Source organism: Phormidium sp. CCY1219, assembly GCF_055795085.1.
In genome coordinates this window covers 22,067-44,759 of the sequence record NZ_JAYFEQ010000875.1, presented here as the reverse complement: position 1 = coordinate 44,759, position 22,693 = coordinate 22,067, and the positions used below count along the sequence as shown (strand labels likewise).

General features: G+C 49.4%; 17 protein-coding genes and 1 pseudogene. 2 read left to right on the top strand and 16 right to left on the bottom strand.

Going from position 1 to position 22,693, the window contains the following annotated elements:
- The 16 genes and pseudogenes from AC0QH1_RS28755 to AC0QH1_RS28680 form a co-directional block, all read right to left on the bottom strand.
- The coding region (locus AC0QH1_RS28755; RefSeq protein WP_324634875.1) for a DUF8202 domain-containing protein at positions 1–1,343 on the bottom strand (1,343 nt) is incomplete at its 3' end.
- Complete coding sequence (locus AC0QH1_RS28750) at positions 1,315–1,674, bottom strand: DUF4347 domain-containing protein (protein WP_442957382.1); 360 nt, start codon at positions 1,672–1,674, stop codon at positions 1,315–1,317. The genes AC0QH1_RS28755 and AC0QH1_RS28750, both read right to left, overlap by 29 nt.
- A gap of 127 nt (positions 1,675–1,801) precedes the next feature.
- Positions 1,802–1,924: pseudogene (locus AC0QH1_RS28745) on the bottom strand (hypothetical protein); the annotation flags it as partial.
- 786 nt (positions 1,925–2,710) lie between these two features.
- Positions 2,711–5,134, bottom strand: a complete 2,424-nt coding sequence (locus tag AC0QH1_RS28740; RefSeq protein ID WP_324634873.1) for a CAP domain-containing protein — start codon at positions 5,132–5,134, stop codon at positions 2,711–2,713.
- A gap of 154 nt (positions 5,135–5,288) precedes the next feature.
- Positions 5,289–5,681 carry a tellurite resistance TerB family protein gene (locus AC0QH1_RS28735; RefSeq protein WP_324634872.1) on the bottom strand — a complete coding sequence of 131 codons (393 nt, stop codon included), beginning with the start codon at positions 5,679–5,681 and terminating at the stop codon, positions 5,289–5,291.
- A 188-nt stretch (positions 5,682–5,869) separates the two neighbouring features.
- The gene (locus tag AC0QH1_RS28730) at positions 5,870–7,489 is read right to left on the bottom strand and encodes a GH3 family acyl-acid amido synthetase (RefSeq protein WP_324634871.1); all 1,620 of its coding nucleotides are present in this window, start codon (positions 7,487–7,489) and stop codon (positions 5,870–5,872) included.
- A gap of 127 nt (positions 7,490–7,616) precedes the next feature.
- A complete protein-coding gene (locus AC0QH1_RS28725) occupies positions 7,617–8,642 on the bottom strand; it encodes an acyltransferase (RefSeq protein ID WP_324634870.1) in 1,026 nt (341 codons plus the stop codon).
- Positions 8,643–8,707: 65 nt separating this feature from the next.
- Complete coding sequence (locus tag AC0QH1_RS28720; protein WP_324634869.1) at positions 8,708–9,454, bottom strand: sterol desaturase family protein; 747 nt, start codon at positions 9,452–9,454, stop codon at positions 8,708–8,710.
- A 30-nt stretch (positions 9,455–9,484) separates the two neighbouring features.
- On the bottom strand, positions 9,485–10,507 hold the full coding sequence (locus tag AC0QH1_RS28715) for an aromatic ring-hydroxylating dioxygenase subunit alpha (RefSeq protein ID WP_324634868.1): 1,023 nt from the start codon (positions 10,505–10,507) through the stop codon (positions 9,485–9,487).
- A complete protein-coding gene (locus AC0QH1_RS28710) occupies positions 10,504–10,827 on the bottom strand; it encodes a 2Fe-2S iron-sulfur cluster-binding protein (protein WP_324634867.1) in 324 nt (107 codons plus the stop codon). Before AC0QH1_RS28710 ends, AC0QH1_RS28715 begins: the two co-directional genes overlap by 4 nt.
- A gap of 184 nt (positions 10,828–11,011) precedes the next feature.
- The gene (locus AC0QH1_RS28705; RefSeq protein WP_324634866.1) at positions 11,012–12,109 is read right to left on the bottom strand and encodes an aromatic ring-hydroxylating dioxygenase subunit alpha; all 1,098 of its coding nucleotides are present in this window, start codon (positions 12,107–12,109) and stop codon (positions 11,012–11,014) included.
- Positions 12,110–12,187: 78 nt separating this feature from the next.
- On the bottom strand, positions 12,188–12,676 hold the full coding sequence (locus AC0QH1_RS28700; protein ID WP_324634865.1) for a hypothetical protein: 489 nt from the start codon (positions 12,674–12,676) through the stop codon (positions 12,188–12,190).
- Between the two features lie 30 nt (positions 12,677–12,706).
- Positions 12,707–13,885 (bottom strand): P-aminobenzoate N-oxygenase AurF, encoded by a 1,179-nt coding sequence (locus AC0QH1_RS28695; protein WP_324634864.1) that lies wholly within the window; start codon positions 13,883–13,885, stop codon positions 12,707–12,709.
- A gap of 83 nt (positions 13,886–13,968) precedes the next feature.
- Positions 13,969–14,778, bottom strand: a complete 810-nt coding sequence (locus tag AC0QH1_RS28690; RefSeq protein ID WP_324634863.1) for a ferritin-like domain-containing protein — start codon at positions 14,776–14,778, stop codon at positions 13,969–13,971.
- Between the two features lie 219 nt (positions 14,779–14,997).
- Complete coding sequence (locus AC0QH1_RS28685) at positions 14,998–16,059, bottom strand: aromatic ring-hydroxylating dioxygenase subunit alpha (RefSeq protein WP_324634862.1); 1,062 nt, start codon at positions 16,057–16,059, stop codon at positions 14,998–15,000.
- A 416-nt stretch (positions 16,060–16,475) separates the two neighbouring features.
- On the bottom strand, positions 16,476–16,853 hold the full coding sequence (locus tag AC0QH1_RS28680) for a hypothetical protein (RefSeq protein WP_324634861.1): 378 nt from the start codon (positions 16,851–16,853) through the stop codon (positions 16,476–16,478).
- 578 nt (positions 16,854–17,431) lie between these two features.
- Between AC0QH1_RS28680 and AC0QH1_RS28675 the strand changes: the two genes are divergently transcribed.
- Positions 17,432–18,808, top strand: a complete 1,377-nt coding sequence (locus AC0QH1_RS28675; protein ID WP_324634860.1) for an AAA-like domain-containing protein — start codon at positions 17,432–17,434, stop codon at positions 18,806–18,808.
- A 203-nt stretch (positions 18,809–19,011) separates the two neighbouring features.
- On the top strand, positions 19,012–22,572 hold the full coding sequence (locus tag AC0QH1_RS28670; protein ID WP_324634859.1) for a WD40 domain-containing protein: 3,561 nt from the start codon (positions 19,012–19,014) through the stop codon (positions 22,570–22,572).
- Positions 22,573–22,693: the final 121 nt, after the last annotated feature.

The following is a 22,693-nucleotide window of genomic DNA, read 5'->3' as shown; positions in this document are numbered from 1 at the left end:
GTGGGCGTTCCACTCAGGGTTTCGGAAGCGGTGAATGTCACCGTTACCGTATCCCCCACTTTCGCCAAACTCGTGTCATTGGCATTATTTGAGGCAATGCTAACTGATGATAAGGTGGGGGCGCTGCTGTCGGAACCCAAGGTGTAATAGCCGTCTGCGAGGGCGCTCACATCGACGCCGCTAAAAACCACTTGATTTCCGCTAATGGTACCAGCAGAAACGCCCGTGACGGCGGAAAACGCCCCGGTTGCTCCACTACGGAACAGTAACGCATAACTGCCCCTGGGAGTGCTTCCCAATTCAGAAAAGTCAAAGGTCAGATCCACCGTGCCGTTGTTGGTATTGGCGTCGGTTTTATCCAGATACCACACTCGGTTCCAGCGATTGGTAGTGCCGGTGGGAATATCTGTGGTGACCAGTGAATTGGTGGCTTGATTGTGACCGAAGAGCAGATAGTCGCCGTTGTCTTGCAGATAGGTGTTATTGGCGATTGTTAAATCGGCAGAAGTGGCGCTGGTGTTGTTGCCATCGGCTTCCTGCCCAATTCCGGCTACATTCAAGTCATAATCGCCATTTGCTGCATCATCTCCAACATATTTATCCGTTGCGGTAGCTAGAGCATATTTGGAGCTGATGTAGTTATCGACAATGGTGCGCTTCGCAGTATTCAGAGCCTCGTTATAGATGAATACTTCGGCAATATCTCCACCCCAATAAGTGTCCGTATTAAGGTTGTAGCCAATATCTAGGGTTTTACCCGTTGGATCGAATGTGCCACTGTCAGTATCACTCAGGAGTAGATTTCCATTTTCATAGATGCTTTGGCCTGTGCCTCCGGTTTGAAAATGATAGGTATCAAATTGACCTAAAGTCACTCCAGTGGTAGTTTCCAACCGTCCGGCTCCCGATATGTCTCCATGATGGAACTTAAGGCTGGTCGGAAACAGGTGTAGATTGAGTCGGTTATTTATATCGTCTGTTTGTGCCTTTAATACAGCAGGATTACCCGCTTGTGCCGCATCTACTAGAGAGACAATATAGATTGAAACGTTGGAAGTGGCAAAATCAGCAGGAAGCGTGCCAGTGTTTAACCAGTCATCGGTACTGTCAAAACTGACAACAGGTAAACCATTGAGCTGATTCGTCACGTAAGTGGGCTGACTGGCAGCAGTACCTTGGGTGATATCCAGGTTGTTTCCCGACTGGTCTACCCATGCGCTGACGGCATTGCTGGTTTGGGTGACGCCAGCATCGCCTTTGAGCCACCATTTTAAGGTAGAGGTGCCATCAGTGGTTCCGACGCCCCCCGGCCCTTTACCGAGGATTCCCGGGTAATTGGCCATTACTTCCGGTAAAAATGCTAAGGCGGGTTGCTTGCTGGTGGTCTGTGCTGTAGTCGAGGTTCCAGTTGCCGCCTTTTGCGGGGTTCCCGATCGCAGTGGTGGAGGCGGCAATATTCGCCCCGGTGAGTTCGCGCAACAGGGAAAGCAAGGAAGTCTGGGAGGCAGCATCTGGGTCGATCGCCGCTACGTTACAGCCATAGATGAGGATGTCAGGATTCTCGCTGAGAACCTCTCGCCATTGTTCGATCGCTTCGCTGTAGCGGGTTTGCAGGGTTTCGCGGTTGAGGATGCTGTTGCCCAGGTAGAGGGTGTCGGCAGACCCGTGGGAGATAATGTGGATGGTACTGAGGGATCCGCTTTGGGATTCGATCCGCGCGATCGCGCCGCGTCTTTAACAGCTCAGCAATCTGCTGAATCCCATCTTCGTGGGGATGCAGTACCACCACTTCACACTGGGGGCGCACTCCAGGGACAAGTATTTCCCATTGCTCAACATGGGGGTCAACGATGACTAATTCCCTGACGCTCTTGCTCGAACCACAACTGATGCTGTGAAATCTTTCCTCAATCGAACCACTCATTTGCAACATGGTAAAGCTTTTCAATTCAATAACTGTGTTCAATTTCAACCGATGGGGCAACTTTTCGCCCTGCGCTTTGGACTGCGCCCGATGCCTCCCTAGATTGCAGGGTCATTTATTAGCTTTGGCAACTGATTTCTTCTGACTTGACCGAATACAGAGACCTCCTTTTTCTGCTCCCTTAGCTGATTAACATTTCCGTGCATCTTACCCAATTTTTCAGAAATATAAACTCTTTGCAATAAAAAAATCTATGTTATAGAAAATTTGCAAGAATTGAAGGAGCCTCAATGGTGATTTTTTTCTACAGTACCGATGGGATTTAGGGGTTTGCTTCAAGCAGATATAGGAAATTATTCTTAAGATCCGAGAAAGACCTTTCCCCGCTTTCAAGTCTGCTTTTTGCCAAACTACACCGCCCCTTAAAATTAAATTAGGGTGCTGGAAGCTCGCACTCCTAACGCTTGCAGGCTCGTTTTGGGAGGGTGATTTTCCTAGAAAGGGCGATCGAGCGTCTCTTTTCTTTCTGTTATCCCCATAGTTTAAGCTGCCCTCTGCCACCGATTTCTATCGAAGGCATTAGAGTCAGGTAAAGGGGTTATTTTTGTATTGCTCTGTTGCATGAAAAAATTGCCTCAGATCCGGGACTCCTCTCTAACTGGAATCCACCACCTATGGTAGTAAATGTGCTAAAATCATATTAAAGTTAGTATTCTCGCTGCCCGGGGAGTATGGTTGGGGAACCGACCGATCGCTCGCGAGGCGATCGGTCGGTACAACGTGAAGTTAGAGAACCACGAAATCGCCAGTGGTAATAATCACATCGCGGAATGCCGGGTCGATACCCACCAAAGTAGCCAACACCACAGAAGTATCGCTAGCCAGCACAATCGTGGTATCCGTGGGATTTTCCTCCACCGGTGCAGTCAGCAGCAGCGCATTGGGCGTCAACCCGCCGGCGAGTACCAACTTATCCGCATTGTCTTCAAAATCGGTAATCGTCACCTGAGCATCCGGTTGCAACACAAAGAAATCCCTTCCTGCGCCGCCGGTGTATTCGTTAATTCCCGGGCCACCATTGAGACTATCGCTACCGTCGCCGCCGTCGAGGGTATCGTTATCCGCCCCGCCGATTAACAAATCGTTACCGCCATCCCCGGCCAAATTATCCGGTCCATCGCCGCCGTCGATGCGGTCTGCGCCGTCACCGCCGGTGATAATATCGCTGCCGAGTTCGCCCACCAGACTATCGTCTCCGGTACCGCCGTCGATGGTGTCGTTCCCGTCGCCGCCGGAAATGCTATCGGTGCCATCATCGCCGCTGAGATTATCGTTCCCGCCTTCCCCGAAAACCAGGTCATTTTCAGCGCCGCCGGCAATAAAGTCTTCCCCGATCCCGCCAAACAAGGTATCGTTCGCCGCACCGCCGTCTAGGCTATCGTTGCCTTCATCACCTAACAACAGATCCTCATCTTCACCCCCTTCTAGCACGTCGTTTTCGGTGCCGCCACTGAGGGTATCGGCTCCTTCATCTCCTCGCAGGGTATCGCTGCCGGCAGCACCGGAGAGAGTATCGGCATCGCCGCCCCCTTCCAGGATGTCATCGCCGACGTCGCCGAGCAGGGTATCATTGCCTATGCCTCCTGACATTGTATCGTTACCCGCTTCTCCAAATAACACATCGTTCGCGTCGAGTCCATTTAACACATCATTTCCCTCGCCGGCGAACAAGGTATCGTTGCCCAAGTCTCCCGAGAGATAATCATCTCCGTCTTCAGCAAACAACAAATCGTTGTTTTTGCCGCCAAACAGGGTGTCATTGCCGACACCGCCTCTGAGACTATCGTTACCTTGATTGCCGTTAAGAAAGTCGTCCCCTTCTTCGCCGCCTAACACATCATCATCATCTAGACCGAACAAGGAGTCATTCCCCTCACCGCCGGCGAGGGTGTCGTTCCCGAGATCGCCAAACAGTAAGTCGGCATCGCCGTCGCCAAATAACTGATCGTCGTCTTTACCACCATAAAGGGTATCGTCCCCGTCACCGCCGGCGACGCTATCGTTGCCTTGATTCCCATTGAGAAAGTCGTTTCCGGAGTTGCCAAAGACGCGATCGACTCCCGCCCCCCCAAATACTTGGTCGTTTCCATCGCCGCCAAATAGCTCATCGTTGCCCAGGTCGCCGAACATGACATCGTCGCCGCTTTCGCCTACCACACTATCGTTGTCTTTCCCGCCATAAATGGTATCGTTTGCGCTACCGCCGTTTAGAATGTCATTGCCTTGGTTGCCGTTGAGCAAATCGTTGCCCACTTCGCCGATTAAACTATCGTTACCTTCGTTCCCGAACAGTTGGTCGTCGGCATCCCCCCCAGTGAGGGTGTCGTCTTCGGATCCGCCAAACAGTTGGTCGTTGCCTTCCCCCCCTTGGAGCAGATCTACTCCTTGTTCCCCGGCGAGAAAGTCGTTCCCGCTTTCCCCATCGAGGGTGTCGTTGCCAAGACCGGCAATCAGTTGGTCGTCTCCTCCACCACCGAGGAGTAGGTCGTTCCCAATTCCGGCGTTGAGAATGTCGTTGCCAATTCCGCCGAGGAGTTGGTCGTCGCCTTCTTCGCCGTTGAGGATGTCGTCTCCTTGGTTGCCCTGTAGCAAGTCGTTTCCGGCCCGACCGAATATTAAATCGTTGCCGCCATTGCCAAACAGGGCGTCGTTGGCGATACTGCCTTCGATGGTGTCGTCGCCGATACTGCCTTGCAGGGTGTTGGGGGCGTTGAATCCTACAATGTTACTGCCGGGGGTACGGGCGGCGACCACTAAACTCCAGTAATGGTTGGGGTTGAAGGTGCCGGTGTCGTTTTGCAAGAAGAAGTACCCGACACCGAGATTCTCGACGCCGGTTTTGAGCAGGGTGCCTCGCTGTCCGGGATCGTTAAACCAACTTGCGACGATTTGTTCGGGGGTGGGAAATGAGGCCCCGATGTTTTCTTGGAAGGCGGTGAATTGATATCCCAGGGAGAGCAGACGACTAGCGGTGGTGGATCCATCGGAACCGGTGAGACTGAAAAAGTCGTTGTCCGCCATGTCTTCGGCGTGGAATTGCGCGGCGCGGACTAGTTGGGAATCCACGGTTAAGGGGGGTAAGTTCGCTTCGGCGCGTCTTTGATTGACTAGGGTAACAACCTGATTGATGAATTCGGGGTTGGTTGCCATTGCGATTTTTCTCCTTTTGGCCTGTTTGCCTGATTGTTCCTCAAAACATAATGCCCCTTTCACGTGCTAAATGCCAAAGAGGAGGTGATTTTGGGGTGGGGGACTCTGGTGTGAAGCCTTTCGCTGGGGGTGCGGTGGCGATCGCCTCTGCTGGTTAGCTGTCGGGTTCTTCCGGTAATTCCAGGACTTGGCGCAGGTGTTGCAAAAAGGCTTCTTCCGTGGGATGATATTCTCCATCGGACCAGATGATTTCCTTGGCCACCTGAAACGCTGCAGAGCGCAGTTCTGGGGGTAGGGTTTCTTTGGCTTTGACAATGGTGGTTTCGATGCCTTTGCGTCTGACCAGTTCGAGCAGGAAATTGAGCATTTTGTTCTTCCGTTGCTGGGAATATCCTTTGAATAGCGGAATTTCTGAGAGCAGCAATAACAGATGCTCCATTTCATCGGGGACGAGTAAATTATCGGCGGCTAACGCACATACCCCGATCGCCGCAAAGGCTTCGGCTTTTGATAGGGAAATGTTGTCAAAGTCTCTGGAATTTAACATCTTTTTAAAGGCGTCCACGGTGCTGTTCTCCTCACGATTCTTGATGGTTTTCCGGGGATTGAAAAGGTCGGGTAAATTAATCTATTATCATACCATTGGCGCAGATGTCACCCCTGGACGATCGCCCGACAATTGAGCGGGAAAATTTCTCGCCACTCTCCAGGCTTTCATCGCAAATTTTCCCGGATTTAGGCTAGGCTGGAGGGTTGAGAGCTGCCGCTTTTTATGCAGTGTTTTTCGAGTTCGGCGAGAAATTTTTCTTCGATGGGCGCGATCGCCAGCACTTCGGGTTTCAAATCTCCCCATTTCTTTCCCCCATCGGTGCGGTATTGCGCCATGCGATTGGGCATTTGCGGCGAAATCAGCACCCGCGCCGCCGATAGCTGTCCGATCGCTCTGGCTTTGCAATAGTGCGGCGATCGCATCAGTTCTGCGTCGAATTGTTGCGCGATCTCCTCCGCTGACCGATTCGCCCGGTCTAACAACAACAGATAATGAGCTGTGGGTTTCGTCGCGCTCACCACTATCTTAAAAAATGTGTCGGACACGTTCAATCTTTTAATTATATCACAAACAAAACTTTCGTGCAACTTTTCTCCCACTAAATCGCTGGTGGCTTTACAGCGTCCGATAAATTCTAAGCAAGGGGTTTGCCGATAAAAATGGGTGACGCGGATGCGATCGCCGATTCGATAGCGATACAGTCCCCCTTTCTGAGAAATAATCACTGAGTAAGCTTCTCCTACCCTGACGTTTTGCAGGGGAAAAATCCTGCCGCAATTGTCTTCAAATTCAAAAAAAACCTCATCGAGTATCGGCACAAATCCTCCGGCGGCAATTAAGGGAATGGTCATCGGCGCTTCGGTCGCCAGCAGTCCTTTTCCCTGCACCAATACTTGAGGAAATTGCCTTCGCAAACCCTCAGCTTGTTGGGCAGAATGAGCGCTATCCCAACAAGAAATTAATTTTAAATGCGGCCAAACTTTTGACCAGGGAATCTCCGATTGCTCTAACAAGACGGCGCGAAATACAGAAATTCGCCCTCCCAAATTCTCTACCAGTCGCTTGTGATTTTGCGCGATATAATCCAAATGAATCTGGAGAAAACTCGGACTCCAAATCGAAATAATCTCTAGGTTTTCTTCCGCTAACAGTGCCAAACAGAGCTTTTCTTTAAACTCCGCTACATCTCGGATGCGATTTAATCCCGCAGGCGAAACGAGAAAAGGACGCAGGAACCAGCGCAACCACTCTTCTAAATAGTCGGAATCATCTTCCAGTCCCCGCGTTACTTGGCTTTCGGTTTCGCGATCGCCCACTTGCGGAGAAATGCAAAAATACAATTTCCCCGTGCAAAACTCGGGTCCGTTTTTAATTAAGTCTTCCGCCCAAATGCAGAAGAGATGATGGAAACTCCGCCGCAGAGATTTCGAGTAGGGAATCCATTTCGCTGTCCCCCGACTCCCGGATGTTTTCTCGTAAAATAATATCGGTTCTGGTGTCAGACTACTTCGGCGATCGAGCTTTTTTTTCGATGCTTCACTGTTACCATTCCTTCCAGGAGTTTCTATCCAAGATTTAATCTCGTCGTACTCTACAATCGGAATCCGCTGCCAGTTTTCTGCTGGATTTTTCCACCCTTCCTCGGCAATTCCCAGGGATTTTCCGTACTCACTGGCGGCGAGTCGGCGCAACAGTTCCCGTTGAACGAGTTCCTGTGCGGTTTGCGGATTTTCCAGCGCTTTGCGAAATCGCTTCGCGTGGGATTGTAGCAGTTTTGCAAATAATTTTATCGTCAATCGAATCATCGGTTTTAAAATTTAATTAAATATTTTTTTCTCAGTAGGGGGGGTGCCTCAACCGACAATCTTCACCCATTGCACTCTATCCATTACAAGTTTCAATAACCTGCAAAATAGCAAATAACCCTGAGAATTAAGCGCTGGGATTAATTTTTTTGTTGGGGAATAAATCGCTGGTGACGGGGATGTAGGAACCATCGGAAATTGTCACGCCAGGTCCGAGGCGAGAGGCGGAACCGATAAAAGCATCGTTGCCGATTTTTACGGTTTTGACATAGAGCATTAAATCTTGTTTTTTGGGTTTGATAATATGGGAATAGATGCCGACTTTATGACCGATAACTGCGCGATCGCCGATTTCAATCGCTCCGCGATCGGCAATTTCTAACTCGGGCATCCAATAAATCCCGCGACCCACTTTTGCTCCCCACAATCGCAACCACAGGGAAAATGCACCGGGAATCAAACGCAGCAGGGATTCAAGTGCGGGAAAGGCAATGTAAATCAGTTGGATTTGGTGACTTCCCCACCAGGGAGAATATTGGCGACGGCGCAGATAGCTAATCCCTTCTTTTACGGGATAAAAATACTGGTGAATCCGATAAACAAGCAGGGGAAATCCATACAATGAAAAGAGAAGTACCAATAAGCTAAATAGTCCCGGTTGCGCGCAGAGAAACAGGAAAGCGGCGAGTGCTATTCCCATCACCAACAGGGGAAAAAATGAGAAAAAGGTACTTAATGGGGTCATGCCGGTTTTGATTTTGGCGGGAAAATTGAGCCGGGACCAGAAAGAAGGGGGAAATAATTGGTCTGGGGAATGACGGGGAAGCGCTTCGGCGGTCAAGGTTAATATTTCGCGAGTCTCTAAAGTGAGGTTATTTAAGTCGGATTCGGGAAGCAATTCGCTTTCCCGCAGGAGTTCTATCCAGTATAGACATTCCTCTGCTTTGGTGGCGAGGTGGTTGAGGTAAGTGAGAGTTTCCCGGCGCGATCGCGATCGACGGGCGGCGCGATAATGGGCACCCACCGCCGTGGCGCAATTCACCCATTGCTTGCCGATTTCTGCTGCGGTGGAATTTTCCGGAAGCGATCGCGCCAGTCGAATCGCTTCTAAGGCGAAATTTTTGGTTCTGAGTTGAAATTCTTCTTGGTTCATTCTACTGCATTTAGAGCGAATCTCGAGTTAAATTGCGGGGAAATGGAACCGCCAATTTTGGCAAATTAACCTTCAACTTTATCCCAGTAAAATGGCCAAACGAGTTTTTGGATTAAACTCAGATGGGTTTCGATTCCCAGGGATTCCGGTGCGGTTTCGCACTCCCAAGCCGTTTTATGTATTTTATCCCAAAGTTTGAAATTTGCACCATAATTCTTGTGAGTGGCGCTGCTGGTGTGGTGCCATGCATGATCTTGCGGTAAAATCAACCAGGGCGATAGCACCCGATGCAGTGCGGAACCCGGTGTCGGTTCGATGTCGCTGTGACGCCACAAATCCAGCGCCGAAGTCAGACTCACCCCCGCCACATAAGCGGTTGGATCTTGCAGCAAATAGATAAACAAAGCATGAACCCACAGATAAAGAATCAGAAAACTAGTCCATAACGTGTTGCGAGAAGTGCCGAGTACGTGGCGTTGGGTCATGGTGTGATGAACCCAATGCAAGGGCCACAATTGCCGCGCATGCAGCAACCGATGATTCCAATAATACAGGTAATCTACAGCAACAAAACTGAGTAAAAAATCTGCCACTGGATGCCATATCAGGCAATCGCAATACTTGGGAAAAAGAACGACATAAAGCTGATAAATTACGGCAATTTGCAGGAAGGGAATTACCACCCCCTGCACGAACAAACCCATACCATCGAGCAGCCAATCTTCGCGGCTTTTTGCTTGCAAGCTATCTCGACCGCGAGCCGTTGCTACTGTGATTGCCATCAAGGTAAAAAATGCAATAAACACTGGCATAATATTTCTAGGGGAGTATTGTTAAAAAATTCACACCCAAAAGGTGAGGTTAACCGTGCGATCGCGAAGGTTTCGCGGGTCTTTTCCGGCAGCAATTTGCTCGATAATCGACTCTAAAAACACGTGAATGGTATCGGCTGGGGTGTTAGAAAACTGCGTGCCGTATTTTTCAATTGTATCTTGTTGCACGGCCAAAATTTCCACATCTTGGCGGATAATATATTGGGCGGTCCAGCGAACGAAAGGACGCGCGAGTTTGTTCCAAATTCCATAATTAAAGGTTACGTCGGTGTAAACTAAGGTGGAGTTTTCGGATTCGGGGATAGATTGACTGGTGATAAAAAACCGCCGTTTTGGGCCAAAATCGTATTCCACACAGGTGACGTTTGGCATGTGAAAACTATCGGTATGGCGAATTTTTGAAGCTTGAGGATTGAGAAATTTGGCATACCAACCGAGATTGGTGGTTTCGTTGCGATACTCGACAAAAACCGATCCGTTGCGTCGTTCTACGGTCATTTCTAGTTGTTGTTTGCGCGGGTTGCGGAATACGCCGGGATGCACGGAAGCGGTATGAGGAATATCGATAAAATTTTCCGCACAGTTGGTGACGCTATTGCGAAATCGGTTAATGACGCGCAGGGTTTCCCATCCGGGTTTACCGTAGTATGGCATGGGAAAGGGTGGGAATTCTTCTGTGGGCGTTTCGCAAAGTCGGACATAAATATAGCCGTCTTTTTCTTGGGTTGGGTAGCGTGGGGTGCGGCGAGATGAGCGGGATTTGAAGTTTTCTCCTTCGGCGGGAACCGCCACCACTTGTCCGGTTTTATCGTAAACCCAACCGTGATAGGGACAGTGAATTTTTCCCTGGCAAACTTTACCGGGGGAGAGGCGACTATTGCGGTGCATGCAGCGATCGCGCAATGCTACGGGGGAGCCATTTTCGGCGCGAAAAATCACCAACCATTCCCCTAAAACCATGCGCGAAAGTGTTGCATTGGGTTTGAGTTGTTCGCTTAATGCGATCGCATACCAAAAATCCTCAAATTTCACAGTTCCTCCCGATAAAGCGTAATTTCAATATCGTTCGTCAGGGCTATCTGACAGGCTAATCGCGCCTGCGGATTTTCCGGTGCAAGCATTTCTAACACTTCTTTTTCTTCCGGACTCGGTGGCGGAATTTCTCCCTCCACCAGTACCAAACAAGTGCCACAAATTCCCGTGCGACATCCAAACAAAACCGGGGAATTTTGCACCGTCAAATGTTCGGACAGGTTTTGATAAGGTTCTAACGTGATGGCTGGGTAATTCGTGCCGGGAAATCGGACAATACAGGGGCGATCGCTCATTCCTAACTCTCTTTTAATCTTCATTCCTTTCTCTCCTTCTCTCGTTTCTCTCCTTCTCTCCTTCTCTCGTTCCCAGGCTCAGCCTGGGTACGCCAATTCGGAGGCTCTGCCTCCTAAACCCCTTAAAATTCGCATTTTTTACACCGATTATTTTATTTGTTATCACTAATTTAATAGTGGAATGGTGTTCCTTCCCCAAAGTACATAATTAATGGGATTTGTTGTTGCAGCTGGCTTTTATTTTTTCTAGAGATTGCCAATGTTTAGACCAAATAGAGGGAGAGAGGCGATCGACATAGTTCATGTATTGGACTAAGGGCGTATCGATATCGAGCAATGTATTGGGATGATAGCGAATATTATCGTAAATTTTACCATCTTCTCCCTTCAAAAATAGATAGAATAAGCGCGTCAACTCGAGTAAAATGCGCGTCACCAGTATTCCAAAAATTCCGCCTCTTTTTGCTGCTACATAAATCGGCTGAATTCGGGTGCGCCCGGGTGCCACGGGAGTATAGGCATAAATCATGTGCAACGGCGGAAAGAGTTTAACGTTTTTCATCATAGTCAGCAGTCCGATACATCCGTCCGCATACCGCATGGTATAGGCATATTTTTCCCCTAAAACCCGTCGCACGATCCGTTCTTTGCGGGTGGAATGGGGAAACTCTCCGGAGAGGGTAAAATCGATTTGCGTACCGGATTGATTTTGCTGCAATGACAGATTCATGTTAATATTTAATTGATGCACGGTTCGCAAATGTTGTGCGTCGATGCCATTCATCATGCAAATGTGATGGTGACACTGGCGTTCAAAGGCTTTATCGGCAATTGTCATTAAGGGTTTGCCTTTGAGTTCGTCAAATTCTGCCACGGTTTCTGGTGCTTTGGCATCGGGATATACCCAGATAAACCCATATTTTTCATCGGTGGCATAAGATTGCAGCCGTGCTTTTTCCGGAATGGTGGATTGACAGGGAATATCCCGACAGTTTCCCGCGCCATCAAATGCCCAATGATGGAAAAAACAGCGGATAAAATTGCCATCGACGCGCCCAATTCCTAAATCGGTTCCCAAATGCGGGCAATAGGCATCTAATGCGCGCGCGGTGCCATCAGTTCCGCGAAAAACAACGATTTTTTGCCCGCAAAGTTCTAAGGATTTTATCTGCGCTTTTTGCAGGGATTTGCTGGAACAAGCAATGTACCACCCTTTGGCCACGATGTCCCAGTTATTAAAGATTGGTCGAGGGATAATCGGTTGCGTATTTTGGTTTTGAAGGGGGTGGGGATTGGGCGATCGCATAGTTGGTTTTTGGCTTTAGTTTGTAGCGCAGCAGGCAGGCGTTCGGGAGGTCCGTTCCCCCCCTGGGGGGAACGAGAATTAGTCGGGATTGGTGTTGAATTCTTGGGGTTCGGGACTTTCGGTGAGGGTGGTTTGCTCGACTTCATCGATTTCAGAGGACAAAAATAGTCCAACTAGGAAAAAGCCGATCGCGATCGGGCCGGCAATTAATGGGGGGCGTCCCGGCGTATTTAAAATAATCGTCAATCCGGCATAATTCACGATTAAAATTGCCGGAATGCCAATGGCGGGAATGGCCCAGCGCGCCCACTGTTCGCCGTTGCGAAAGGGAATCCACAATAAAACGGCTAGGGAAATTGCGGTAAACAAATATCCGCCGCCGCACACTTTTAACAAGGATAAAAATTGCACCTGTAGCCCTTCATTGAGTTCGGACCAGGATGCGCCGATCGCGGCTTCTTGATAGGGTAACAGTTGTGGCGTAAACAGGTACACCACGGCTACAGATGCCACAATTAAAATGCCGAGGGTGTAGCAGGCGAGGGAAAGTTTGGTTTTTGTCTTCATATTTTCTCCGGTTTTTGCTAATTTATGTCATCATTCAAATTTGGCAAATGCCTGTTTTTGAAGGCTGAGATATTTGGACAGGGAATTTGCGGCCATTATCTCCATTTCCCGGTTGCTTTTCCAAGCGTAATCGACCTTTTCGAGATAGACTTTATAAGATGCGATCGCCTCCTCATGGGTTTGACAACTGCGATGCAGACCCAGAGATTCTTCGGTAAAGCAGCGTCGCATCATCTCTTTCGCTTCGCGATCGCTCATCCCGAAAATCTCCGAACACAACACCTGATAAATTGCCGGATAAAGTGCCGGATCGTACCAAAATATTCCGTTAATCGCCACGGAAAAATGATAGTGGTCTTTCTGACACCCCCGTAACCCCAAATTGGCCACGAACTGCTCGAATGCCGTGGGATTTTTCAGACACTTTACCACATCATGGGATAAAATTGTCGAACTATTAAAATGAAAGCTCTCGTCCATAAAATGATAGTAAGAGATTTTAGCCGGAATTGGCGCTTTCTCTTTCTCGGGATGGGTTTGGTAATAGCCACTGAGCTTGTGCTGTACCAGCTTTCCATTTAGGGTTCGCACCCCGCGCACGGTGAAATACTGACAGGCGAGAAAGGTATTTCCGGAAGAAAGCAACCCGAAACACTGCAGTTGCAGTTTTTTCCACCAAGTTTTGAGGACATTTGTATCTGCATATACCATCGTTTCTCCATAAGGACCGCGCATCGGGTAGGTAAAAATTCGCTTGCCAAATAATGCCGATTCTACCTGTTCGGAGACGGTTTTAAAGGCGCTGATATGGGTTCTCTCTTGCGCCGATTCCAGGTCTAGCATATCGCAAATTAGGCGAAAATCTTCTTGGGCGTAAAGTCCAGCGGCGCTGGTTTGATTGAATAAAATTGTGGCAATTTCGGCGGAGATAATTTGCGAATAATAGGCGACCCAATAGAGATGATTGAGGATAATTTTTTGAGAAGCACTCGCCTGGTCCCATAACGGCGTGCCATAAAGCAGGGAAAATTCCTCCGGATTCCAATACTCGTTTTTGCAGGTTTCGTAGTGGAAAGACTGCGCCGCTTCATCCAGCATTTCGGTGCGGTCTTGCTGTTTGTTTCGCTGGTAATTTAGTTGCAGTTTGCGATAAACTTTTTCGCTTTCTCGCAAGGTGTTGGTTGTGGGTTCGTTAAATAGGGTTTTCATGGAGTTTGCCTTAATTATAAACTTAGGATAAATCAAAATACTGCGAGTTCAATTGCCTGGGTGTGGTTGCTGAAAAACGGGGATTATGATTCAACCGATCGCAGGCAGTCTTCGGGAGAAAATGGCTCGAATGCCCCTTGTATTTCTAAGCGGTGAACGATGGGCGAGGCGGTTTTGCCCTGCATGAGCGATCGCAGCAATTTTAGCCGAGTTCCGCTTTGAGTTTCGGTATCTAATTCGGTCAATATTCTGACTTTTTGCGGGGGGGATAAATGACCTTTGACGCGGGCGATCGCGCTCACTACGCTTTGCGGCCCGACTTGTACCATTCGCAAAAATAAGGCCAGAATTTCGGCGATCGCATCTCGACTCGATGGCGACAATGACCGGCGATCGAACAACATCATCCCGGTTCCGTGGTGATGCGCTTCTTCTTGCAAAAACCCGCGAAACATCTGCGCCACTTCTGCATTTTTGCACCCTTTCGCCAGATTCCGATAGTGACTCAAACCCCACCCTTCCAATACGACCTGAATGACAAACAACAAAACGCTTTTATCTTCATTTTCCACCACAGTGGATAACAGGCGCAAAAAAGCTCTCTCCTGTCCTCCGATATAGTCTGGTTTGATAAAGCGGCTAATCTGTGCCAAATGACTGGCTTCATCTGAAGCAAACAGTCCGTAAAGCATTCTTTCTTCCGTAGTTTGCGCCAGCATGACCATTTTGGCCATGTAACCCACCCCTGCTTTTTCGATAAAATAGGCTTCTTCCAGGAGCGATCGCGTGCAAAGCTGCAAGATTTTCTCTTGTTCAGCCCCACTAGAATCGCGAAAAATTTTTACCTTGTCCAACCCAAAATAACCCGCCTCCCACAGAGATTGCACGGGCACTGCTGGAGCCTGAAAATTATCCCTGAATCGGTGTTTTAAGGCAGAATTCAAAAGGCAATTTAGCTTATCTTCTGCGCCACTAGCTGGCAACTCAAATCCCGATATACTATAGAATTTTGTGGGTAAATTAACCATATTTTTCCTAATATTTTGGCAGAAAAGTAACTGAATATCTCCGGGATAGGCAACTGATAGCAAACGAAAAGATTGCCATGTGGATTAGCGCTCTACCGCTTGCCAAGTTTCCCAGGTTAAAGCGGTTTGCCCTTCCAGATGGTCGATAAACTCGATAATCGATTTATCCGCTTTCGTGGGGGTTTTGAAATCAAACTTAATCGTTTGAAAAATTTGCGTATCTCCTTTGGCAAAATAATTTCCCACTATCCAGGTTATCCAAAGCACGAAGCGATTGAATATCCATCCCCACAATCCCGGGCGTTTTTGGGTGAGTAAAAGCGTCTGCCCCTCAGTTTTGCCCGTTTCAGTTAAGCGCAGGGCGAACATAATGTGAAAGTGAAAAAAGTCCGGACCGAGGGTGACGGTACCGATGCTGCCATACCAATAACACATTTTATAGGTGACTTCATTTTGGTAAAGGGGACGAATCAGTTTGACGAACCAGGAATCATCGCCGCCCCGGGTAATATTGCTAAACGTAATGGCATTTTCGGGGAGTTCTTTTTTTTGGAAAACGATATCCACCGGCAGGTTATGAACGGTGTTAAAGTGGTGGGCGTCAATGGCATTAATCATCACCACATTCGGGTGACAATTTTTCTCAAATCGCGCGGCCAACATCACATCACAACTGTCCTCTTTTAATTCGGGCACAAAGGGAATGGGTTGCTGCGCTTCTTCGCCCGTCCACACCCAAATCATGCCGTATTTTTCTGCTGTGGGCCAGGTTTTTATGGTGACGGAAACTGGTTTTCCCAAGCAAGGACTGTCTACGCAAATTCCGTCAGCGTCGAATTTCCAATTGTGGAAAAAACAGCGCAACCCATTCCCCTCGACTTTTCCTTCGGCGAGGTGAGCGCCCATGTGAGGACAATAGGCATCTACGGCGAAGACTTTGCCCGCTTCGCCGCGATAAATGGCGATTTTTCTCCCTAAAAGGGTGATGGGTTTGACTTGACCCGGTTTCAATTCGCGGGATGGAATTGCCCAGTACCATCCTTGGATAAATCGTTGGGAATGGTTGAAAATTTGGGCATCGCGTAGGGAAGCAATGGAGTGATTAAAATCGGTTGTTTTTTCGGAGTTGAGTTCGATCGCGGCCATGATTGGTGTAAAGTTGCTTTCGTCACAGGGGAATGGATAAATATTGGTTTGATTATAGCGGATTCCCTGAAATCGACAAGTGACGGGGGCGACGTTGATTTTTGATGGGCGGCGGCGATCGCGGCGCAGACAGCGGTTAGCGCCGGGGTTTGGGGCGCAGATTCGTCCAGTTGAAAAACTGGATCCTTTTTATCGGAATTCTCCCGATCGCGCGGCTATTCTAGAGAAAGAAATCACTGAAGCGAGTCTGAATTTTTCAATTAATAAACCAATGGCAATTCAAGTGCAAAACAAATCCAAAATAAGATTTTATATCGATTCAATTAAGAGATATAAAAGACAGAAAAATTCCCCATCTCGCGGGCTAGGAGAAGGGGATCGGGAAAAAGTTTCCTGTTCCGGGCAAATTTTATCACTTACTTAACCAATCGATCGGTACCGAAATTTTTATCTTTTACTTTAAAGCAAAAAACTTCCTGGCGATCGCGCCAAACCACGAATTGTACCAGAGATTCGGGAATGCTCATCCATCCATTTTCCATTAATTTAAACATTCCGCGAACGAATCGGGGGTCATTCATCGTGGAGGCATATTCTTGGAAAAGTTTTAACTCCTGTTCCGGGGTTAATCCGGCAATGTTAACGCGAAAAGCCGGTTCGATATCGATTAACTCGCAACCGCATGAGTCGTAGATTTCGATAAAATCATCCGGCGTTAAGCCCCATGTAGGCACTCCTTGCGGAAACAATTCTTGGAATTGGTTATCCGATTCCGTCAAATAAGCATAGTACATAGCACCCTCCTAGGTGAACTTTTGTTTAGATAACAGGCGATCGCCGATGACTTTTGATGACCTGGATCCGGTCGCTGAAGTCAAGAAACCGTAACATTCGGGTTTCGGCTGGCGATCGCGTATGACTTTCCAATACTTTTCGCCTGTGCAGATATCCGGAGAGAAAAAAAAATTTTTTGACAAATTTTCTCCCTCGATAAATAAAGATTTGTTATAACCAGAATAATTACTCTAATTTTGCAATTTATCTGTTGCTGATTGTTTAGGGGTAAATCGCTGAAGCTATTACCCTACAGGGATTTACGACACCTATTCCCGGAGTTGCTCCGGCTTTTTGTAGTGCATTTATTTCGTGACAGCGAAAATTGCACCCCTCCCCGACGCGCCAGGGCGGGTCTCGACCGTGGTTCCATGCGGATCCCCTCACCGTCCGCAATGGATCCGCAGTGGGCAAACCCCAGCCACTCAGCATACACCACGGGCCACACCCGAGCAAGAGACTTGCGCGCCGACTTTGATATAATACGGACTAATACTAAACCCAGCCTATCTTTATTTTTTGAAAAAAATTACGCTTTATGCTAGAAAAAGAAATTAACTTTGAAGAAGCATTTAAAGTCGCCGACGAGGCCATTTTTGCCCAAAGCGGAAAGCATATCAGCGATATTGAAATGAAAATTTTTCGGGGGGCGTGGCAAGATAAAACCTACGAACAAATTGCCGAAAATACCGAGTATGCGGCGAATTACCTACATCGAATGGTGGGCAAAAAGTTTTGGGACCGACTCTCGGATGCTCTCGGGGAAAAAGTCAGTAAAAAAAATTTCAAAACTGCCTTGCAAAGACGGTGGCAAATGTCCCAGGAAAGCGTCGATCGCAGCTTTATCGCCACGCCAACCGAGGCGATCGCCACACCTTGTTTGGAATTTTCCGAAGGAACCGTTCCCCTAAATTCGCCATTTTACGTGCAGCGTCACCCCATCGAAGAACGCTGTCAGCAGGCGATCGCGCAACCGGGAGCACTTCTGCGGATAAAAGCCCCCCAACAAATGGGCAAAACCTCTGTGCTCGATCGCATTCTCGATCGCGCCCGCAACGCCAACTATCGCACCGTTACGCTGAGTTTCGATTTAGCCGATAGCACCGTTTTTACCGATTTGCGGAAATTTTTGCAGTGGTTTTGTGCCAGTGTGGGACAACTGTGCGGTTTACCCAATAAATTAAGCGAATATTGGGATGATATTTTTGGCTGCAACAACAATACCACCGTTTACTTTGAAGAATATATCTTACCCGAATCCACCACGCCGTTAGTGTTAGCTTTAGATAAAGTAGATGTGGTGTTCGAGCATCCCGAAATTGCCAGCGATTTTTGTCGCTTATTGCGCGCTTGGTACGATATTGCCAGACGCAGCGATCGCCGAGGCGCAATTTGGAAACAACTGCGCTTAATCGTGGTTCATTCCACCGAAGTTTATAGCGGTCTGGATATCAATCACTCCCCCCTTGCCAACCTCGGCGCAGTGGTGTCTTTACCCGAATTCACCCCCGCGCAGGTGCAGGATTTGGCCAAGCGCTATGGACTCGAGTGGGAAAGCGACACCGAACTTCAACCCCTGCTCGACATTATCGGCGGACATCCTTATTTAGTTAGAAAAGCCTTCGATTATCTCTACCGAAATCGGATTTCTTTTCTGGAATTTGCCGCGATCGCCGCCACGGAAGCCGGCCCATTTGGCGACCACCTGCGACAACATTTGTGGAACTTACAACACCATCCCGAACTCGCCGCCGCCTTCCGCGATGTGGTGATGGCGAATAAACCGGTGAAAATTTCTTCCGAACGAGCTTTTAAACTCTATAGCATGGGATTGGTGCAACTTCAAGATAATAATGTCACCCCCCGATTCGAGCTATATCGACAGTATTTTTCGGTTCGTCTGGCTTTAACTTAACTCCGATAGCCGATGGAAAAAATTCCTCCTCCGGTTTGCAGCGCTCTTGCATGAAAATTCTCCCACATCGGCGGAGTTATTTGGGGTCGCCCCACCCGGGGTGCGGGGTTTTTGTCATTGTAAATTTTTGATAATTATTGCCCCGAGAAAAGAAAAATGTTCCATAATAAAATAGATGCTGTCCTCTATCCTCCCTGCGACAAATGGTCGAGCGATATATCTTTTCCGGAACCCTGCCCGAAGATGCCCTCACCTATGTGAAACGGCAAGCCGATCGCCAACTTTATGAAGGATTGAAAGCGGGACAATTTTGTTACGTTCTCAACTCGCGACAAACGGGGAAATCTAGCTTGCGCGTACAGGTGATGCGCCAATTGCAACAAGCGGAAATCGCCTGTAGCGCCATCGATATTTCGATGGATAACGTGCAGCAGGTAACGGCAAATCAGTGGTATGCCAACTTGCTTCGCAGTTTAACTTTAGATTTACAACTCGAGGTCAATTTACGCCAGTGGTGGCGCGATCGCGAATGGTTATCCCCCTTGGGGCGCTTCCGGGAATTTATCGAAACCGTTTTACTGGCGCAAATTCCGCAAAATATCGTTATCTTTATCGATGAAATCGATAGCATTCTCAGCTTCAATTTTCCCACCGATGATTTTTTTGCCTTTATCCGCGCCTGCTACAATCAGCGCGCCGACAATCCGCACTACAATCGCCTCACCTTTTGTCTCCTCGGCGTCGCCACCCCGTCGGATTTAATCGCCGACAAACAGCGCACCCCTTTTAACATCGGACAGGCGATCGAACTCAATGGGTTTACCCTCACAGAAGCTATCCCCGCCTTAATCCCGGGATTGGCGGAAAAATTCGCGAATCCGACCGACATTTTAGGGGATGTTTTATATTGGACCAGCGGGCAACCCTTTTTAACCCAAAAACTCTGTAAAATCCTGGTAGAAAAAGCCAGGGATCCGAGGCCAAATGTGGAACAACTGGTGCAAGAGTATATCATAACCAATTGGGAAGCGCAAGACGAACCGGAACATTTAAAAACCATTCGCAATCGCATCCTCAGCAATCCCAAACGCGCCGGACGGCTGTTGGGACTGTATCAGCAAATTTTGACCCAAACCACCGATACCTTTCCCCGAAAAGATGCTACTAATGGCGGGGCGATCGCCGATGGCAGTCCGGAAGAAACCGCCTTGCGTTTGTCGGGATTAGTCATCAAAAAAGCGGGAAATCTGTGGATATTTAATCCGATTTATCGGCAAGTTTTCAATCGAGACTGGGTGGAAAAACACCTGGCAGATTTGCGACCGTATTCGGAAGCGATCGCCGCTTGGATAGCCAGCAATTGTGCTGACGAATCCCGCTTGTTGCGCGGGTTAGCATTGCGCGACGCCCTAGCCTGGGCTGCAGATAAAAGTTTAAGCGATCGCGACTATCAATTTTTATCCGCCAGTCAACAAGCAGAAAAAAAAGCGATCGAACTGGAAAAAATCGAAACTCAAATCACTTTAAACGCCGAACAAAAAGCCAACCGAATTCTCGAGGACGCCTATCGCCAAGCCCAGCGAACCATTAGCATCGGACTGGTCGGTGTTGTCATGCTTTCCCTGGTCGCCACCACCATTGTCGTCAGCGCCAACGCGCAAAAAAAACAAGCGCAATTGGCAAAAATCAACGCCTTAAATTCCGCCTCAATGATTCGCGACTCCGCCAACGAACCTCTAGAAGCATTAGTGAATGCCATTCGCGCCGGGAGAGAACTGCAAACCCTTTCCGCCCCGCAAACGTTGCGCGCAGAAACCATTTTTAATTTAGAAAATATTCTCTCTAAAATTGAAGAACGGAATCGATTTTATGGCCATCAGGGATGGGTGTGGGACGTGGCGTGGTCTCCCGACGGCGAGAAAATTGCCACCGCCAGCGCCGACGCCACGGTAATTCTGTGGAACCGCCAGGGCAAATTACTGCAGCGTTTAGAACATGGCGATCGCGTATATGGCGTGACCTTCTCCCCCGATGGAAGCGCGATCGCCTCTGTGGGTGCGGACAATACCCTCAAACTGTGGAATCTGCAAGGCAAACTCCTGCATACTCTCCCAGCACATAATGAGAGCTTGTTTAGTGTCGCCTTCTCCCCCGACGGTACCCGACTCGCCACCGCCAGTCGCGACCAAACCGCCAAACTCTGGCGCATTCCCAAGGATCCGGAAGGGGAACCCCAACTGCTGCAAACCCTCACCGCCCATACCCATGAAGTGAGCGAAGTGAGCTTTTCCCCCGACGGCACCCTACTGGCCACCGCCAGTTATGACAACCAGGTGAACCTGTGGCGCATCGACCCTCCCGGGGAAAAAGCAGTGCCGATCGCTACCCTCAGCGGCCATACCAACGGGGTTTCCACCGTGCTGTTCTCCCCAGACGGGCAACAAATTGCCACCGCCACCGGGGATGGCATTGTATATATCTGGCGAGTGAATGGCACGTTAGAGCGACAGTTTATCGCCCACGACCACGCGATCGCCCGTCTCGCTTGGTTCCCCGACGGCCAAATCTTAGCCACCGCCAGTCAAGACCACACCATCAAACTTTGGAAGGTAGAAAACGGCACATTGCTCAAAACCCTAGACGCTCATCGCGCCCCGGTGTGGGATCTGGCCTGGTCTCCCGATGGCACATTGCTGGTTTCGGCAGGCGGGGATAATCTGGTGAAACTGTGGACGCCGGAAGTGCGATTGCGCCAAGTGCTAGAGTCGCATCTGGATGGCGTGAATGGGGTCAGTTTTTCCCCCAACGGCCAGCTTCTCGCCTCCGCCAGCCGAGATCAAAAAGTGAGGATTTGGCGGATGCAGGAGGAAGAGGAATCCGGAAACCGGGAGTTTAGCCTATATAACCAATTGCGAGGCCATGAGGATTGGGTGCTGGGGGTGGAATTTAGCCCGGATGGCAAGGCGATCGCCACCGCTAGTAAGGATAAAACGATTAAACTGTGGCAGCCGAATGGGAAAGCGATCGCCACCTTCACCGGACATGGCGATCGCGTGAGTGCGGTGTCCTTCAGTCCCGACGGCACCCGATTGGCCTCCGCCAGTTGGGATAACACCGTCAAAGTCTGGCATCGCAACGGGGAACTCCTCGCCACCCTCACAGGCCATGAGAATCGCGTTTTCGCCGTGGATTTCAGCCCCGATGGCCGGACCGTGGCTTCGGCAAGTGCGGACCGAACCATCGCCCTGTGGGATGCGGACTCGTTCCAGTTAAAAAAGACGTTAACCGGGCATACCGATGAAGTGAATAGCGTCAGTTTCAGTCCCGATGGCGAGGCGATCGCTTCCGCCAGCGATGACAATACAGTAAAACTTTGGCGGCGCAATGGCACATTGCTCAAAACCCTCGAAGGGCATCGGGATAAAGTGCTGTGGGTGAGTTTTAGTGCCGATGGCGAGGCGATCGCTTCCGCTAGCGATGACAATACGGTAAAAATTTGGCGGCGCGATGGCACATTGCTCAAAACCCTCGAAGGGCACCGCGATCGCATCTCTAGCGGTAGTTTTAGCCCCATCGGCACCCTGCTGGCATCGGGCAGTTGGGATCGAACCGTGAAACTGTGGAATATCCAGGACATTGCCGCCGCCGGGGACGCGGATCTCGCCTCCGCCTCCAAGCTGGACGCATTGCTCGCACAAGCCTGCGATCGCCTCGGGGATTACTTTAAGTATAACCGACAAGAGCCGATTTGCAAAGGGTGGTAGCCCAGGGACGCCGAAGCCCCCACCGCCCCCCGGCGGGCGACTGGGGGGCGGCAGTGGCGCGGATCCGGCATTGGTGGAGTCGCGCGGCGGTAGGAAGAGGGTGGCTCAAGCGCGATTTTCG